Raw genomic sequence first — 15,563 nt, 5'->3', positions numbered from 1 at the left:
GACTTATTGACCCAACTTCAGGCGAGCAGTCTCGCCACTGGTGAACGGAGCGATATCGACCGGTTGGCCGTTGTAGCTGACCTGTGCGGCACGAGCCACACCCAGGCGTACCGCCAGTGGCGGCTTGCCGGAAACCGAGACGCTGTCGCCTTTGTGTTTCAGACCGCTGAACAGCACCTTGCCGCGACCGTCGGTGACCTGTGCCCAGCAATCGGCGGTGAACTGCAATTGTACCTGGCCATCGCCGGCCGCCGGAGCAGCCGCTTCTGCGGTTGGCGCTGGAGTGGCCGCAACCACTGGCGCAGTCACGGTCGGTGCCGGAGCAGCCGGAACGTTCGGTGCAGGTGTAGCCGGAGTGGCAACCACCGGAGCCGGAGTATGAGCCGGGGCGGCTGGCGTTACGGCCGGTGCCGCTGGAGCCGCGGCCGGAGCGGCAGGCTCGGCACCGGTCGACTCAGCGGTGGTTTCCGATTGTGGCAGTGCCAGAGCAGTCGCGCCCTCGGCCTGACCTTCGGCCACGGCCTGATCTTCCGGCTCGTCGATCGGGTGAATCTGCGTGGTGCCGTCGGCGCCTTCGACTTCAACGTGCTCCGGGGCAAGGCTGGTCAAGTCTTTGGTGCGCAGCGAGGTCTGATCCTGCCACCAGACGAAACCGCCGCCGATAACCGCAATCAGCAACAGCAGGCTGACGATCCGCAAAATGGTGTGGGATACCCGCACCGGCTCTTCAATACGACCCAGTGCATGCACATTGCTGCCCTGTGAGTCGGTGCCGGTGGACTGGTCGAACTGCTGGACCAGAACGGTCTGGTCCATGCCGAGCAATTTGGCATAAGCGCGAATGTAGCCACGAGCGAAAGTATGCCCCGGCAGCTTGTCGAAAGCGCCAGCCTCAAGATTGCTCAGGGAAGTCACGGTGAGGTTGAGCTTGAGGGCCACTTCGGCCAGCGACCAGCCATTGCTTTCGCGTGCCTGGCGCAAGGTCTCACCGGGATTAACGCGAGTCGCTGCTACAACTTCGGGATGCGCCGCTTTCATCATTGCTCCGACAGGTATTGCTGATATTCCGGCGTACCGGGATAGAGTCGTTTTAATTGCAGGCCGTAACTGGCGGCCTTGTCGCGATCTTCAAACACTTTTGCCAGCCGAACGCCGAGCAATAGACTACGTGCATTTTGCTCGGTTAGCAGGCTGAAACGGTCGTAATAGTCACGCGCGGGCACATAATGCCTGTCTTCGAAGGACAACTCAGCCATTTCCAGCAAAGCGCGCGGTTGTTGACGGTTCAGCCGCAGGGCTTTTTCCAGTTGCTGCTGCGCCAGATCCCGCTGCCCGAGCTTCGAGGCGGTCATGCCGAGGTTCTCGAACACCCGCGAACGTTCAGGATACAGGGTATCGGCGGCTGCCTGCTCAAAACGCTCGTAGGCTTCCTTGTAACGCTGTTCTTCGTAGAGAAAACTGCCGTAGTTATTGAGGATTCGTGCATCGGCGGGACGCGAGGACAGGGCTTTGCGGAAATGCTCATCGGCCAGTTTCGGCTCCATTTCGGCCTGGAACACCAGCCCGAGGGCAGCATTGGCATCAGGATCGGAGCCGTCCAGCTCCAGCGCCTTCTTCAGCGGCACCTTGGCGCGCTCGGTCATCCCTTGCTGCAAGTATCCCAGTCCCAGCTGCACGTAGGCGGCACGCGCTTCGTCACGGCCCTTGCTGGTCTTCATCGGGTTGTAGTCACCCGACAGGACACAACCAGCACACAGGCTGGCCATCAGCAACAGCAGCGCAAAGCGCAGGGACATAGAGATCCTCTCTTAGTTAGTGTTCGCGGCGTTCTGTGCCATATCGCTGTCGGCGCTCAACTCGCGCACGGCGATGTAACGTTCGCTGCGACGGGTGCGATCCAGCACCTGCCCTACCAATTGACCACATGCGGCGTCGATGTCTTCACCACGGGTGGTGCGGACAGTGACGTTAAAGCCGGCCTGATGCAACTGATCCTGGAACCGACGAATGGCATTGTTGCTCGGCCGCTCGTAACCGGAATGCGGGAACGGGTTGAACGGAATCAGGTTGATCTTGCACGGAATGTCTTTGAGCAACTCGATCATTTCCACCGCGTGCTCAAGCTTGTCGTTGACGTCCTTGAGCAAGGTGTACTCGATGGTCAGCACACGTTTCTCGCCCAGTGCGGACATGTAGCGCTGGCACGACTCGAGCAGCATCTTAAGCGGATATTTCTTGTTGATCGGCACCAATTGGTTACGCAATGCGTCATTCGGTGCGTGCAGGGACAACGCCAGGGAGACGTCGATGTGCTTTGCAAGCTCATCGATCATCGGCACCACGCCCGAAGTGGACAGGGTCACGCGGCGCTTGGAGATCCCGTAGCCCAGGTCATCCATCATCAGATGCATGGCGGCCACGACGTTGTCGAAGTTCAGCAGCGGTTCGCCCATGCCCATCATCACCACGTTGGTGATGGCGCGGTCGATGGTAGCCGGAACACTGCCGAAGGATTTGTTGGCAATCCACACCTGACCGATGACTTCGGCGGCGGTGAGGTTGCTGTTGAAGCCTTGCTTGCCGGTGGAGCAGAAACTGCAGTCCAGGGCACAGCCTGCCTGGGACGAAACGCACAGAGTGCCGCGTTTGCCCTGGGGAATGTACACGGTCTCGACACAGCTGCCGGACGCCACGCGCACCACCCACTTGCGGGTGCCGTCGCTGGAAATGTCCTCGCTGACCACTTCGGGACCACGGACCTCAGCAACAGCCTTGAGCTTTTCGCGCAAGGCCTTGCTGACGTTCGTCATGGCGTCGAAATCATCGACGCCAAAGTGGTGAATCCATTTCATTACCTGACCGGCACGGAAACGCTTCTCCCCGATTGAGTCGAAGAATTTTTCCATTTCCGGCTGGGTCAGACCCAGCAGGTTTGTTTTAACAGTCGATGTCGTCATGGATTCACCTTCACTCTTTAAGCAATGCTTAGCGAGTGGTTACTTCAGTAGCTGCGAAGAAGTACGAGATTTCGCGAGCAGCAGCGGCTTCGGAGTCCGAACCGTGAACGGCGTTGGCGTCGATCGACTCGGCGAAGTCAGCACGGATGGTGCCGGCAGCAGCTTCTTTAGGGTTGGTAGCGCCCATCAGCTCACGGTTGCGAGCGATAGCGTTTTCGCCTTCCAGAACCTGAACAACCACTGGACCGGAGATCATGAAAGCAACCAGGTCACCGAAGAAACCGCGCTCTTTGTGCTCAGCGTAGAAGCCTTCAGCTTCGGCTTTGGACAGCTGCTTCATTTTCGAAGCAACCACTTTCAGACCAGCCTTTTCGAAACGGGTAACGATTTCGCCGGCAGCGCCTTTAGCAACGGCGTCAGGCTTGATGATGGAGAAAGTACGTTGAACAGCCATGGTGTAACTCCAGAAACAGTAATTTGCGAAAAATTAAACCCGCGAATTATACGCGGGTTCTTGGGTATTGCCTAACCTGCGAGGACGATCAGTCCAATTCTTCAGCCCAAAGCGTCTGAACCGCTTCCAACACTTTCTCGCCGACCCGGCCAGAGGTGTTGTCAAAATCCGGCAGCTCTTTGATCCATTGCTGCAGATCGACGAAATTGACAGAAAACGGGTCTACGCCCGGCTTGGCTTCGGCCAATTCTTCTGCAATGCGTTGAACATCATTCCAACCGTAGCTCATGACAGTCTTACCAGTCAGTGCGGCGCTTCGGCCGCATGGTTAAGCGAATATTTCGGGATCTCGACGGTGAGGTCTTCTTCACCAACGATAGCCTGACAGGCCAGGCGCGATTGCGCTTCCAGACCCCAGGCGCGATCGAGGAAGTCTTCTTCCAGTTCGTCGGCCTCTTCCAGCGAGTCGAAACCCTCGCGGATGATGCAGTGGCAAGTGGTGCAGGCGCAGACGCCGCCACAGGCACTTTCCATCTCGATGTGGTGCTCGTGAGCCAGCTCGAGAATCGAAGTGCCAGGCTCAGCCTCGACGACCATCCCTTCAGGGCAGAACTTCTCGTGGGGCAGAAAAATGACCTGCGGCATCAGATATCCTCGATTTCATTCAGATTGCGCCCCGACAGAGCGGCTTTCACCGTCAGATCCATGCGGCGGGCAGCAAAAGCATCGGTCACTTGCGACAGACGCTTGGTCTGTTGCTCGATGGCGTAACCATCGGTGCCTTTCATCAGTTCGGCCAGTTCCTGCATCTGCAACTCGATGACCATGCGCTCTTCGGCGTCGAGCAAACGCTCGCCATCAGCCTCCAGAGCACCCTGCACCGCTTCGATCAGGCGCTGGGCATCGACTTGCTGCTCACGCAGGACGCGGGCGACCTTGTCGTCGTTGGCGTGCTGGAACGAGTCCTTGAGCATCTTGGCGATTTCACCGTCGGTCAGACCGTAGGACGGCTTGACCTGAATGCTCGCCTCAACGCCCGAACCCAGTTCACGGGCAGACACGCTGAGCAGACCGTCGGCATCGACCTGGAAGGTCACGCGAATCTTCGCCGCGCCGGCTACCATCGCCGGAATGCCGCGCAGTTCGAAGCGTGCCAGGGAGCGGCAGTCGCTGATCAGCTCGCGCTCACCCTGCAGCACATGGATCGCCATGGCCGACTGACCGTCTTTATACGTAGTGAAGTCCTGCGCGCGGGCCACCGGAATGGTGGTGTTGCGCGGAATCACCTTCTCCATCAGCCCGCCCATGGTTTCCAGCCCCAGGGACAGTGGAATCACGTCGAGCAGCAGCAGTTCGCCGCCATCACGCTTGTTGCCAGCCAGCGTATCCGCCTGGATCGCGGCCCCGATGGCCACCACTTGATCCGGGTCGATTTCGGTCAATGGCTGACGACCGAAGGCTTCGGCAACGGCCTCGCGAACACGCGGCACACGGGTCGAACCGCCGACCATGACCACGGCATGCACGTCTTCCAGTTCGACACCGGAATCACGCACGGCGCGGCGGCAGGCTTTCAGACTGCGGGCAACCATTGGCTCGATCAGCGCATCGAAGGCTTCGCGGGTCAGCTGCGCTTTCCAGTCACCGTAGGCGACTTCGACGCTGGGCGCATCGGTCAGGGCCTCTTTGGCCGCGCAGGCGGTTTGCAGCAGATTGCGTTGCGCACCCGGGTCGAGATCGGCGGACAAGCCGGCGCTCTCGATGATCCAGCCAGCAATCGCGTGATCGAAGTCGTCGCCGCCCAGCGCGCTGTCGCCGCCGGTGGCCAGCACTTCGAATACACCGCCAGTCAAACGCAGAATCGAAATATCGAACGTACCGCCGCCCAAGTCGTAGATTGCGACCAGACCTTCGGCGTGCTGATCAAGACCATACGCCACGGCGGCAGCGGTCGGCTCGTTGAGCAGGCGCAGCACGTTCAGACCGGCGAGCTTCGCCGCATCCTTGGTGGCCTGACGCTGAGCATCATCGAAATACGCCGGAACAGTAATCACCGCACCGACCAGTTCGCCACCCAGGGTCGCTTCAGCACGCTGACGCAGCACCTTGAGGATGTCGGCGGAGACTTCGACCGGGCTTTTCGGGCCTTGCACAGTGTCGATGAACGGCATGTGCGATTCGCCACCAACAAAGCGGTACGGCAGTTGCTCGCCCAATTGCTTGACGTCGGACAGACCACGGCCCATCAGGCGCTTGACCGACAGTACAGTGTTCAAGGGATCGGAGGACGCGGCCAGCTTGGCCGACTCGCCAACCTCGACGCGGTCGGCGTGATAACGCACGGCGGACGGCAGGATGACCTGCCCGTCAGCGTCGGCCAGTGGTTCGGAAAGACCACTGCGCAACGCAGCGACCAGCGAATTGGTAGTGCCCAAGTCGATCCCCACAGCCAGACGACGCTGGTGTGGTTGAGGACTTTGGCCGGGTTCGGCGATCTGCAGTAGGGCCATCGTGATCAGGACTTATCTGTATATCAGGCGTGCGACCGGAGCGGCACTGGGTTAATCGTCGAGGCGCTCTTCTAACTGGCGCACTTCGTAGGTGAGCTTGTCGAGGAACTGCATGCGCCGCATCAGGCGTTCGGCCTGCTCGCGTTGCGCCGCATCATCCCAACAGGCTGCGAAGCTTTCGTTCAACTGTTCCTGAGCGACTTTCAAGCGACGCTTGAATACCGCGACACCGTCGAGGTCGGCGCTGTCCTGGAGGTCTTCGAGCTCTTCGCGCCACTGCATCTGCTGCAAGAGAAACTCGGGATCATGCACCGTGACTTCCATCGGCACTTCATGCCCGCTGATGGTCAGCAGGTAGCGTGCGCGCTGGGCAGGACTCTTGAGCGTCTGGTAGGCATCGTTGAGCCGCGCAGACTGCTCGAGCGCCGACCGCTGCTCGCGCTCGGAAGCGTCGGCAAAGCGGTCAGGATGAACACCGCGCGCCAACTCACGATAGCGCGTGGCCAACTGCTCGAGATCCAGGCGAAAGCTCGGTTGCAGCTCGAATAAAGCGAAATGACAAGGAATACCCACGACAAGCCTCAGATGTTGAAGCTTTCGCCGCAGCCACATTCACCGCGTACGTTGGGGTTGTTGAACTTGAAGCCTTCGTTCAACCCTTCCTTGACGAAATCGAGCTCGGTGCCGTCCAGGTAGGCCAGGCTTTTCGGGTCGATGATCACTTTCTCGCCGTGACTTTCGAACACCTGATCCTCGGCAACCACCTCGTCGACAAACTCCAGCACGTAGGCAAGGCCGGAACAGCCTGTGGTGCGAACACCCAGACGAATCCCTTCACCTTTGCCGCGCCCGTCGAGGGAGCGTCGCACGTGTCGAGCAGCCGCTTCTGTCATGCTGATAGCCATCGTTGACTCCTTACTCGTCGCGCAATGCTTAGATCAAGCCTTTCTTCTGCTTGTAGTCGCGAACAGCCGCTTTGATAGCGTCTTCAGCGAGTACCGAGCAGTGGATTTTCACTGGCGGCAGGGCCAGTTCTTCGGCCAGCTGAGTGTTCTTGATGGTCTCGGCTTCGTCCAGGGTCTTGCCCTTCATCCACTCGGTGGCCAGGGAGCTGGAAGCGATTGCCGAACCGCAGCCGTAGGTCTTGAACTTGGCGTCTTCGATAACGCCCTGATCGTTGACCTTGATCTGCAGACGCATCACGTCGCCGCACGCTGGAGCGCCAACCATGCCGGTGCCGACATCCGGGTCTTCCGCGTTCATCTTGCCGACGTTGCGCGGGTTTTCGTAGTGGTCGATGACCTTTTCACTGTAAGCCATGGTGCTTAATCCTCACTCATCAGAGAGTCGCTCTTTAAACCCTGCAACCTTGGGTAGCAGGGTCGGTTCGCGGCGACTTGAAATCAGTGTGCCGCCCACTCGATTTTCGAAATGTCGACACCGTCTTTGTACATGTCCCACAGCGGCGACAGCGCGCGCAGCTTGGTAACGGCCTCGCAGACCTTCTGCGCGGCGTAGTCGATTTCTTCTTCGGTGGTGAAACGGCCGAAGGTGAAACGGATCGAGCTGTGTGCCAGTTCGTCGTTGCGGCCCAGGGCGCGCAGAACGTACGAAGGTTCCAGGGAGGCCGAGGTGCAGGCCGAACCGGACGATACCGCCAGATCCTTGAGCGCCATGATCAGCGACTCGCCTTCAACGTAGTTGAAGCTCAGGTTCAGGTTGTGCGGAACGCGGGCGGTCAGGCTGCCGTTGACGTACAGCTCTTCCAGATGCTCGACCTGCTTGTAGAAGCGGTCGCTCAGGGCTTTGATGCGCACGTTTTCGGCAGCCATGTCTTCCTTGGCTACACGGAACGCTTCGCCCATGCCGACGATCTGGTGGGTCGCCAGGGTGCCGGAACGCATGCCACGCTCGTGACCACCGCCGTGCATGGTCGCTTCGATGCGCACACGCGGCTTGCGGCTGACGTACAGCGCGCCGATGCCTTTAGGGCCGTAGGTTTTGTGGGCGGAGAACGACATCATGTCGACTTTCAGCTTCTGCAGGTCGATCTCGACCTTGCCGGTGGACTGAGCCGCGTCGACGTGGAACAGGACGCCCTTCGAACGAAGCAGTTCGCCAATGGCAGCGATGTCGTTGATGGTGCCGATTTCGTTGTTCACGTGCATCACCGACACCAGAATGGTGTCTTCGCGCAGTGCCGCTTCGATCATCGCCGGAGTGATCAGGCCGTCTTCGGTCGGCTCGAGGTAGGTCACTTCGAAACCTTCACGCTCCAGTTGGCGCATGGTGTCGAGGACAGCCTTGTGCTCGATCTTGGAGGTGATCAGGTGCTTGCCTTTGGAAGCGTAGAAATGTGCCGCACCCTTGATAGCCAGGTTGTCGGACTCGGTAGCGCCCGAGGTCCAGACGATTTCACGCGGGTCGGCGTTGACCAGATCGGCCACCTGACGACGGGCATTTTCGACGGACTCTTCAGCTTTCCAGCCGAACACGTGGGAACGGGACGCCGGGTTACCGAAGTTTCCGTCGACCAGCAGGCATTCACTCATCTTTTGCGCAACGCGCGGGTCGACCGGGGTGGTCGCAGAGTAATCAAGGTAAATCGGCAATTTCATGGACTATCTCCTAAATCAGGGCTGGCGTTCCGCTAGCTCTTCGGCTGTCATTCGACGGCGGACGCTTCAATCTTGTCCAGGCGTGGCGCCTTGCTGTTGCAACGGCGCTGGTCCTGACGCTGGGCTACTTCTTGCACCTCACGGCGAGTTACAAGATCAGCCAAGCTGATACCACTTAGAAATTCGTGAATCTGCAGGCTCAGGTCGCACCACAGGTGATGGGTCAGGCAGGTATCGCCGGAATGGCAATCGCCCTGGCCTTGGCACTTGGTAGCATCAACCGATTCGTTGACCGCATCGATCACCTGAGCCACCTGGATACCCTGCATGTCGCGCGACAGCTGATAACCACCGCCAGGACCGCGAACACTGGAAACCAGGTTACTGCGGCGCAGCTTGGCGAAAAGCTGTTCGAGATAGGACAGGGAGATGCCTTGGCGCTCGGAGATATCGGCCAGGGACACCGGCCCGTGCTGCGCGTGCAACGCCAGGTCAAGCATGGCGGTCACGGCGTATCGGCCTTTTGTAGTCAGTCGCATGGACAATTACCACGGAGTTCGGAATGGGCGGGAGTATGCAATTCCCGAGCATTTAAGTCAACTATAAGACCTAGTGCTTTAGTCGGGTTTACCCGCAAAAGAGCGCGCGCATGATAGCAGGGTCTGCGGCTTAATGGCACACCGGTTGCCGCATGCCTGTGTAGGAGCCGCCGAAGGCTGCGATCTTTTGCTTTTGCTGCCAATCAAGATCAAAAGATCGCAGCCTTCGGCAGCTCCTACATAGACGTGTCAGCCGGCTTTGGATTCGTCTTTGCCTTTGACGCAGGCAAAGTCTTCTTCGCGCAGCTCGGGCAGATCTTTCGCACAGTAATTACTGCCCAGATCCTTCAGCGCGCCACACATCCCCTCCAGCCGCCCGTCCACCGCCTGCAGGTGATCGAGCAACTGACCGATGGCACGCGCCACCGGGTCAGGCATGTCTTCGCTGACGCCGTATGCATCAAAACCGATCTTCTCCGCCATCGCTTTGCGCTTGGCGTCCTGTTCTTCATCAGACTTGACGATGATCCGACCCGGAATCCCCACCACCGTGGCACCGGGTGGCACCTCTTTGGTCACGACGGCGTTGGAGCCGACTTTGGCACCCGCCCCCACCGTGAACGGCCCGAGCACTTTGGCGCCGGCGCCCACGACAACGCCGTCACCCAGCGTCGGGTGGCGTTTGCCCTTGTTCCAGCTGGTGCCGCCGAGGGTGACGCCTTGATAAATGGTCACGTCATCGCCGATCTCGGCGGTTTCACCGATGACGATGCCCATGCCGTGATCAATAAAGAAGCGCCGACCGACCTTGGCCCCCGGATGAATCTCGATCCCGGTCAACCAGCGCCCGAAGTTCGACACCAGTCGCGCCAGCCATTTCAGCTCGTGGCGCCACAGCATCCCGGCCAGCCGATGAATCCAGATCGCATGCATGCCGGGGTAGCAAGTCAGGACTTCAAAAGCGTTACGCGCCGCCGGGTCTCGATGGAATACGCTCTGGATATCTTCACGCAAACGCTCAAACATCATTCAGTCCTTCCGCTTAAGAAGCTCACCACGGGCCGCTTTCTGGGTTTCCGTGAGGATGCCACGCAAAATATTCATTTCCGCCCGGCTGACCGAGCTGCGTCCATACAACCGGCGCAGGCGCGCCATCAAGTGCCGTGGCTTTTCCGGATCAAGAAACTCGATAGCGACCAGCGTCTGCTCCAGATGCTCATAAAAGCGCTCCAACTCATCCATGGTCGCGAGCTCGGCACTTTTCACCGAGGCCACTTCTTCTTTCTCAATCTTGGTCGGCTGCCCTTGAGCGGCCAGCCAGGCCATGCGCACTTCGTAGCTCAACACCTGCACCGCCGCCCCGAGGTTCAACGAACTGAACTCAGGATCGGAGGGGATGTGCACATGAAAGTGACATCGCTGCAACTCCTCATTGGTCAGGCCGGAGTCCTCACGACCGAACACCAGCGCGATCTCCGCGCCCTGCCCGGCCTCCTCGACCACTTTGCTCCCGCATTCGCGGGGATCGAGCAGCGGCCAAGGAATGCGCCGGTCACGGGCGCTGGTGCCGAGCACCAGATTGCAGCCGACCAGCGCGTCTTCCAGGGTGGCGACGACCTGTGCATTTTCAAGGATGTCACCGGCACCGGAAGCTCGCGCATCGGCTTCGTGATGCGGAAACAACCGCGGCTCGACCAGCACCAGTCGCGACAGACCCATGTTTTTCATGGCGCGCGCGGCCCCGCCGATGTTGCCGGGGTGGCTGGTATTGACCAGGACGACACGAATGTTCTGCAGCAAGGGAGGCGCTCTCGGACACAGGAAAGGGGTGCAAATCTTACAGAACAGCCTACCGTTAAGCTATGAAAGCGAACAGCGACCTTCACCTGAAGAAAAGTTCTGATAGAATGCGCGGCTTTCTTTAACAACCTTAGGTGACACATCCATGCAGCCCATGCTGAATATCGCGCTGCGCGCCGCCCGCAGCGCCAGTGAACTGATCTTCCGCTCCATCGAGCGCCTGGATACCATCAAGGTCGACGAAAAAGACGCCAAGGATTATGTATCCGAGGTCGATCGCGCCGCCGAACAGAAAATCATCGATGCGCTGCGCAAGGCTTACCCGAATCACTCGATCCAGGGTGAAGAGACCGGCATGCACGTCGGTAACGGCATTGAAGGCGAAGAATACCTGTGGATCATCGATCCGCTGGACGGCACCACCAACTTCCTGCGCGGCATTCCTCACTTTGCGGTCAGCATTGCGTGCAAATACCGTGGTCGCCTGGAACACGCAGTGGTTCTGGATCCGGTTCGCCAGGAAGAATTCACCGCCAGCCGTGGTCGCGGCGCTCAGCTGAATGGTCGCCGCCTGCGCGTGAGCGGTCGCACCAGCCTCGAAGGCGCCCTGCTGGGCACCGGCTTCCCGTTCCGTGACGACCAGATGGACAACCTCGACAACTACCTGGGCATGTTCCGCGCCCTGGTTGGCCAGACTGCCGGCATCCGCCGCGCCGGTTCCGCCAGCCTGGACCTGGCCTATGTGGCCGCCGGTCGTTTCGACGCGTTCTGGGAGTCGGGCCTGTCCGAGTGGGACATGGCGGCTGGCGCCCTGTTGATCCAGGAAGCAGGCGGCTTGGTGAGCGACTTCACCGGCGGTCACGATTTCCTTGAAAAAGGCCACATCGTTGCCGGTAACACCAAATGCTTCAAGGCAGTACTGACGGCGATCCAGCCGCACCTGCCGGCCTCGCTGAAGCGCTAAGCTTCCCGCGAAACGCAAAAAGCACCCTTCGGGGTGCTTTTTTTATGCCTGCGACTTCAGCCTCCACTCGAATCCACTGTGGGAGCGAGCTTGCTCGCGAAGGCGGCGGGTCAGCCAATATCAATTCTGGATGGCAGATCGCATTCGCGAGCAGGCTCGCTCCCACAAGGGGTCATAGCGCGGCCAAAAATTGCGAGCACAAAAAAGCACCCCGCAGGGTGCTTCTTGTTAAACAGTCAGCGCTTACTGACCCGGCTGATTCTGCGACAGAATCAACTTGCCTTCCTTGTCGACCGGAATCTGGTTGCCCGGATCGCGATCCATCCGCACTTTGCCTTCCTTGCCATCCAGCGAATAACGCACGTCGTAACCGACGACCTTGTCGCTGATGTCATTCACGGTGTTACAGCGAGTCTGGGTGGTGGTGTAGGTGTCACGGTTCTGCATGCCTTCCTGCACCTTGTTACCGGCATAACCACCACCGACCGCGCCAGCAACTGTCGCAATCTTCTTGCCGGTACCGCCGCCGATCTGATTACCCAGCAAACCACCCGCTACCGCACCAATCGCGGTACCGAGAATCTGGTGTTGATCCTTGACCGGCGCCTGGCGGGTTACAGCAACATCCTTGCACACTTCACGTGGAGTCTTGATCTGTGTTTTGACCGGTTCTACGGCCAGTACTTGCGCATACTCAGGGCCGCTTTTAACCAGGCTGTAGGTGGCAACAGCACCCCCGGCAGTCACACCGACAGCACCCAATACCGCACCAACCAGCAACGACTTGTTCACATGAACCTCCTGACCATCACATGCGGGACGCGCCCGCGCTTCTCCCAGCCTTGGAGCATAAAAAAAGGCGCGAGTTCAACTCGCGCCTTTTCTGGGCTGACAACCGGTGAAGCGATGGCCGTTATGGACGGTCGTCGACTTCCTTCTCGGTGTTGGCCGGAGGAATCAGATCCTCGGTGCTCAGGTTCAGCCAGATCAGCACCACGTTCGCGATGTAGATCGACGAGTAGGTACCCGCCAGCACACCGATGAACAGGGCGATGGAGAAGCCGAACAGGTTGTCGCCGCCGAAGAACAGCAGCGCGGCGATCGCCAGCAAGGTGGAGATCGACGTTGCCATGGTCCGCAGCAGGGTCTGAGTGGTCGAGATGTTGATGTTCTCGATCAGCGAAGCCTTGCGCAGCACACGGAAGTTCTCGCGAACCCGGTCGAACACCACAATGGTGTCGTTCAGCGAGTAACCGATGATCGCCAGTACTGCCGCCAGCACCGTCAGGTCGAAGGTGATCTGGAAGAACGACAGGATACCGACAGTCACGATCACGTCGTGAATCAGCGAAACGATGGCGCCGACCGCGAATTTCCACTGAAAGCGGAAAGCCAGGTAGATCAGGATGCCGCCGAGCGCCAGGAGCATGCCGAGGCCGCCCTGGTCGCGCAGTTCTTCACCGACCTGCGGGCCGACGAACTCGACGCGCTTGACCGTCGCCGGGTTGTCGCCGCCGACTTTCTGCAACGCGTCTGCTACCTGATGGCCCAGCTGCGGGTCTTCACCCGGCATGCGCACCAGCAGGTCGGTGGTCGCACCGAAGTTCTGCACGATGGCTTCGTGGTAACCGGAAGTCGCCAACTGCTCACGCACTTTGGTGACATCAGCCGGACGCTCGTAGGTCAGCTCGATGAGCGTACCGCCGGTGAAGTCCAGGCCCCAGTTCATGCCCTTGTGGACGACGCTGAAAATAGCCAGCAACGTGAGAAACACTGTGACGCCGAACGCGAAGTTGCGAACGCCCATGAAGTTGATTGTACGTAACATGGCAGCCCCTTAAATCCACAACTTCTTGAAGTCACGTCCGCCAAAGATCAGGTTGACCATTGCGCGGGTCACCATGATGGCCGTGAACATCGAGGTAAAGATCCCGAGGGACATGGTCACCGCGAAACCCTTCACCGGGCCGGTGCCCATGGCGAAGAGGATGCCGCCGACCAGCAGAGTGGTCAGGTTGGCGTCGAGAATCGCAGTGAATGCCCGGCCGAAGCCTTCGTTGATTGCACGCTGCACGGTCATGCCGGCGGCGATCTCTTCACGGATCCGCGAGAAGATCAGCACGTTGGCGTCGACCGCCATACCCATGGTCAAGACGATACCGGCGATACCCGGCAGGGTCAGCGTTGCCCCCAGCAGCGACATCAGCGCCAGCAGCAGCACCATGTTCACCGCCAGCGCAACCGTGGCGATCAGGCCGAAGAAGCGGTAGATGGCGATGATGAACAGCGAGACGAACAGCATGCCCCACAGCGACGCATCAATACCTTTGGTGATGTTGTCAGCACCCAGGCTCGGACCGATTGTGCGCTCTTCAGCGAAGTACATCGGAGCGGCCAGACCACCGGCACGCAGCAGCAGCGCCAGTTCGGACGATTCGCCCTGGCCGTTCAGGCCGGTGATACGGAACTGCGCACCCAGCGGCGACTGAATGGTCGCCAGGCTGATGATCTTCTTCTCTTCCTTGAAGGTCTGCACCGGCACGTCTTTCTCGACGCCGTCGACAACCTGCTTGGTGTAAGTGGTCACCGGACGCTGTTCGATGAAGATCACCGCCATGCTGCGACCGACGTTCGAACGGGTCGCGCGGCTCATCAGCTCGCCACCGTGCCCATCCAGACGAATGTTCACTTCAGGCGTGCCGTGCTCGCCGAAACCGGCCTTGGCGTCAGTCACCTGGTCACCGGTGATGATCAGGCCACGCTCGATCTGCGCAGGAGGACGCTTGCCTTCACGGAACTCGAAAGTTTCGGAAGTGGCTTTCGAAGCACCCGGCTCTGCAGCCAGACGGAACTCAAGGTTGGCCGTCTTGCCGAGAATACGCTTGGCTTCGGCAGTGTCCTGCACGCCCGGCAGCTCAACCACGATGCGGTTGGCGCCCTGACGCTGAACGATTGGTTCGGCAACACCCAGCTCGTTGACGCGGTTACGTACCGTGGTCAAGTTCTGCTTGATGGAGTATTCACGGATTTCCGCCAGCTTGGCCGGGGTCATCGCCAGACGCAGCACCGGTTGACCGTTGAGGTCGGCCGGAACAATGTCGAAATCGTTGAAGTTCTTGCGGATCAGCGCACGGGCCTGTTCGCGGGAGTCAGCATCGCTGAAGCCCAACTGAATGGCGCCGCCCAGTTGCGGCAGGCTGCGATAGCGCAGTTTTTCTTTGCGCAGCAGGCTCTTGACGTCGCCTTCGTAGACTTTCAGGCGGGCGTCGAGGGCTTTGTCCATGTCCACTTCCAGCAGGAAGTGCACACCACCGGACAAGTCCAGACCCAGCTTCATCGGGTGCGCGCCGAGGTTGCGCAGCCATTGCGGGGTGGTCTGTGCCAGGTTCAGTGCGACGACGTAGTCATCACCCAATGCCTTGCGCACAACGTCCTTGGCCGGCAGCTGGTCTTCAGCCTTGGTCAGACGGATCAGGCCGCCCTTGCCGTTGGCCGCCAGCGAGGCTGCCTTGACGTTGATCCCGGATTCACGCAGCGCGGTGCTGACGCGATCCAGATCGGCCTGATTGACCTGCAGAGCCGTGCTGGCGCCGCTGATCTGAATGGCCGGGTCATCGGGGTATAGATTGGGAGCGGAATAAATCAGACCGATCGCCAGCACCGCCAGGATCAGAATGTATTTCCACAGAGGATATTTGTTCAGCATCACGCCGCCCGTTAT

Annotated in this window: 18 protein-coding genes; 1 reads left to right on the top strand and 17 read right to left on the bottom strand. The window is 59.7% G+C overall.

Annotation, left to right across the window (positions count from 1 at the left end):
- Positions 1 to 3: 3 nt before the first annotated feature.
- The 14 genes from AB1J88_RS26420 to trmJ form a co-directional block, all read right to left on the bottom strand.
- Positions 4 to 1,038, bottom strand: a complete 1,035-nt coding sequence (locus AB1J88_RS26420) for a RodZ domain-containing protein (protein ID WP_430292297.1) — start codon at positions 1,036 to 1,038, stop codon at positions 4 to 6.
- A complete protein-coding gene (gene pilW / locus AB1J88_RS26415; protein WP_086791709.1) occupies positions 1,038 to 1,796 on the bottom strand; it encodes a type IV pilus biogenesis/stability protein PilW in 759 nt (252 codons plus the stop codon). Before pilW ends, AB1J88_RS26420 begins: the two co-directional genes overlap by 1 nt.
- 12 nt (positions 1,797 to 1,808) lie before the next feature.
- Positions 1,809 to 2,957 carry a 23S rRNA (adenine(2503)-C(2))-methyltransferase RlmN gene (gene rlmN / locus AB1J88_RS26410; protein WP_086791708.1) on the bottom strand — a complete coding sequence of 383 codons (1,149 nt, stop codon included), beginning with the start codon at positions 2,955 to 2,957 and terminating at the stop codon, positions 1,809 to 1,811.
- 28 nt (positions 2,958 to 2,985) lie between these two features.
- Complete coding sequence (gene ndk / locus AB1J88_RS26405) at positions 2,986 to 3,411, bottom strand: nucleoside-diphosphate kinase (protein ID WP_003227894.1); 426 nt, start codon at positions 3,409 to 3,411, stop codon at positions 2,986 to 2,988.
- A gap of 88 nt (positions 3,412 to 3,499) precedes the next feature.
- Positions 3,500 to 3,700, bottom strand: a complete 201-nt coding sequence (gene iscX / locus AB1J88_RS26400; RefSeq protein ID WP_008084655.1) for a Fe-S cluster assembly protein IscX — start codon at positions 3,698 to 3,700, stop codon at positions 3,500 to 3,502.
- Positions 3,701 to 3,714: 14 nt separating this feature from the next.
- Positions 3,715 to 4,056, bottom strand: coding sequence for an ISC system 2Fe-2S type ferredoxin (fdx, locus tag AB1J88_RS26395; RefSeq protein ID WP_041071821.1), 342 nt, complete (start codon positions 4,054 to 4,056; stop codon positions 3,715 to 3,717).
- Positions 4,056 to 5,921, bottom strand: a complete 1,866-nt coding sequence (gene hscA, locus AB1J88_RS26390; protein ID WP_047296341.1) for a Fe-S protein assembly chaperone HscA — start codon at positions 5,919 to 5,921, stop codon at positions 4,056 to 4,058. Before hscA ends, fdx begins: the two co-directional genes overlap by 1 nt.
- A 51-nt stretch (positions 5,922 to 5,972) precedes the next feature.
- On the bottom strand, positions 5,973 to 6,494 hold the full coding sequence (hscB, locus tag AB1J88_RS26385) for a co-chaperone HscB (RefSeq protein WP_003227901.1): 522 nt from the start codon (positions 6,492 to 6,494) through the stop codon (positions 5,973 to 5,975).
- A gap of 8 nt (positions 6,495 to 6,502) precedes the next feature.
- Complete coding sequence (iscA, locus tag AB1J88_RS26380; RefSeq protein ID WP_003227904.1) at positions 6,503 to 6,826, bottom strand: iron-sulfur cluster assembly protein IscA; 324 nt, start codon at positions 6,824 to 6,826, stop codon at positions 6,503 to 6,505.
- 28 nt (positions 6,827 to 6,854) lie between these two features.
- Entirely contained in the window at positions 6,855 to 7,241 is a 387-nt protein-coding gene (gene iscU, locus AB1J88_RS26375; protein ID WP_003227907.1) for a Fe-S cluster assembly scaffold IscU, read from the bottom strand.
- A gap of 83 nt (positions 7,242 to 7,324) precedes the next feature.
- Complete coding sequence (locus AB1J88_RS26370; protein WP_041071812.1) at positions 7,325 to 8,539, bottom strand: IscS subfamily cysteine desulfurase; 1,215 nt, start codon at positions 8,537 to 8,539, stop codon at positions 7,325 to 7,327.
- A gap of 47 nt (positions 8,540 to 8,586) precedes the next feature.
- Positions 8,587 to 9,078 carry a Fe-S cluster assembly transcriptional regulator IscR gene (gene iscR / locus AB1J88_RS26365; RefSeq protein WP_003227911.1) on the bottom strand — a complete coding sequence of 164 codons (492 nt, stop codon included), beginning with the start codon at positions 9,076 to 9,078 and terminating at the stop codon, positions 8,587 to 8,589.
- A 249-nt stretch (positions 9,079 to 9,327) separates the two neighbouring features.
- On the bottom strand, positions 9,328 to 10,104 hold the full coding sequence (gene cysE, locus AB1J88_RS26360) for a serine O-acetyltransferase (RefSeq protein ID WP_041071871.1): 777 nt from the start codon (positions 10,102 to 10,104) through the stop codon (positions 9,328 to 9,330).
- Positions 10,105 to 10,107: 3 nt separating this feature from the next.
- On the bottom strand, positions 10,108 to 10,878 hold the full coding sequence (gene trmJ, locus AB1J88_RS26355) for a tRNA (cytosine(32)/uridine(32)-2'-O)-methyltransferase TrmJ (RefSeq protein ID WP_041071810.1): 771 nt from the start codon (positions 10,876 to 10,878) through the stop codon (positions 10,108 to 10,110).
- Between the two features lie 145 nt (positions 10,879 to 11,023).
- Between trmJ and suhB the strand changes: the two genes are divergently transcribed.
- A complete protein-coding gene (gene suhB, locus AB1J88_RS26350) occupies positions 11,024 to 11,842 on the top strand; it encodes a type III secretion system regulator SuhB (RefSeq protein WP_007964419.1) in 819 nt (272 codons plus the stop codon).
- A 243-nt stretch (positions 11,843 to 12,085) separates the two neighbouring features.
- Here suhB and AB1J88_RS26345 read toward each other — a convergent pair whose 3' ends face one another.
- The 3 genes from AB1J88_RS26345 to secD form a co-directional block, all read right to left on the bottom strand.
- Positions 12,086 to 12,634: a glycine zipper 2TM domain-containing protein gene (locus AB1J88_RS26345; RefSeq protein WP_041071808.1), complete on the bottom strand. Its 549-nt coding sequence runs from the start codon at positions 12,632 to 12,634 to the stop codon at positions 12,086 to 12,088.
- Positions 12,635 to 12,755: 121 nt separating this feature from the next.
- The gene (secF, locus tag AB1J88_RS26340) at positions 12,756 to 13,670 is read right to left on the bottom strand and encodes a protein translocase subunit SecF (protein WP_108183718.1); all 915 of its coding nucleotides are present in this window, start codon (positions 13,668 to 13,670) and stop codon (positions 12,756 to 12,758) included.
- Positions 13,671 to 13,679: 9 nt separating this feature from the next.
- Positions 13,680 to 15,548 carry a protein translocase subunit SecD gene (secD, locus tag AB1J88_RS26335; RefSeq protein WP_041071804.1) on the bottom strand — a complete coding sequence of 623 codons (1,869 nt, stop codon included), beginning with the start codon at positions 15,546 to 15,548 and terminating at the stop codon, positions 13,680 to 13,682.
- Between the last annotated feature and the right edge of the window lie 15 nt (positions 15,549 to 15,563).

It is taken from the genome of Pseudomonas sp. S8 (assembly GCF_050473925.1).
Taxonomy (GTDB): Bacteria; Pseudomonadota; Gammaproteobacteria; order Pseudomonadales; family Pseudomonadaceae; genus Aquipseudomonas; species Aquipseudomonas parakoreensis.
Note: the sequence above shows the minus strand (reverse complement) of the source record. Positions and strands in the feature narration are given on the sequence as shown.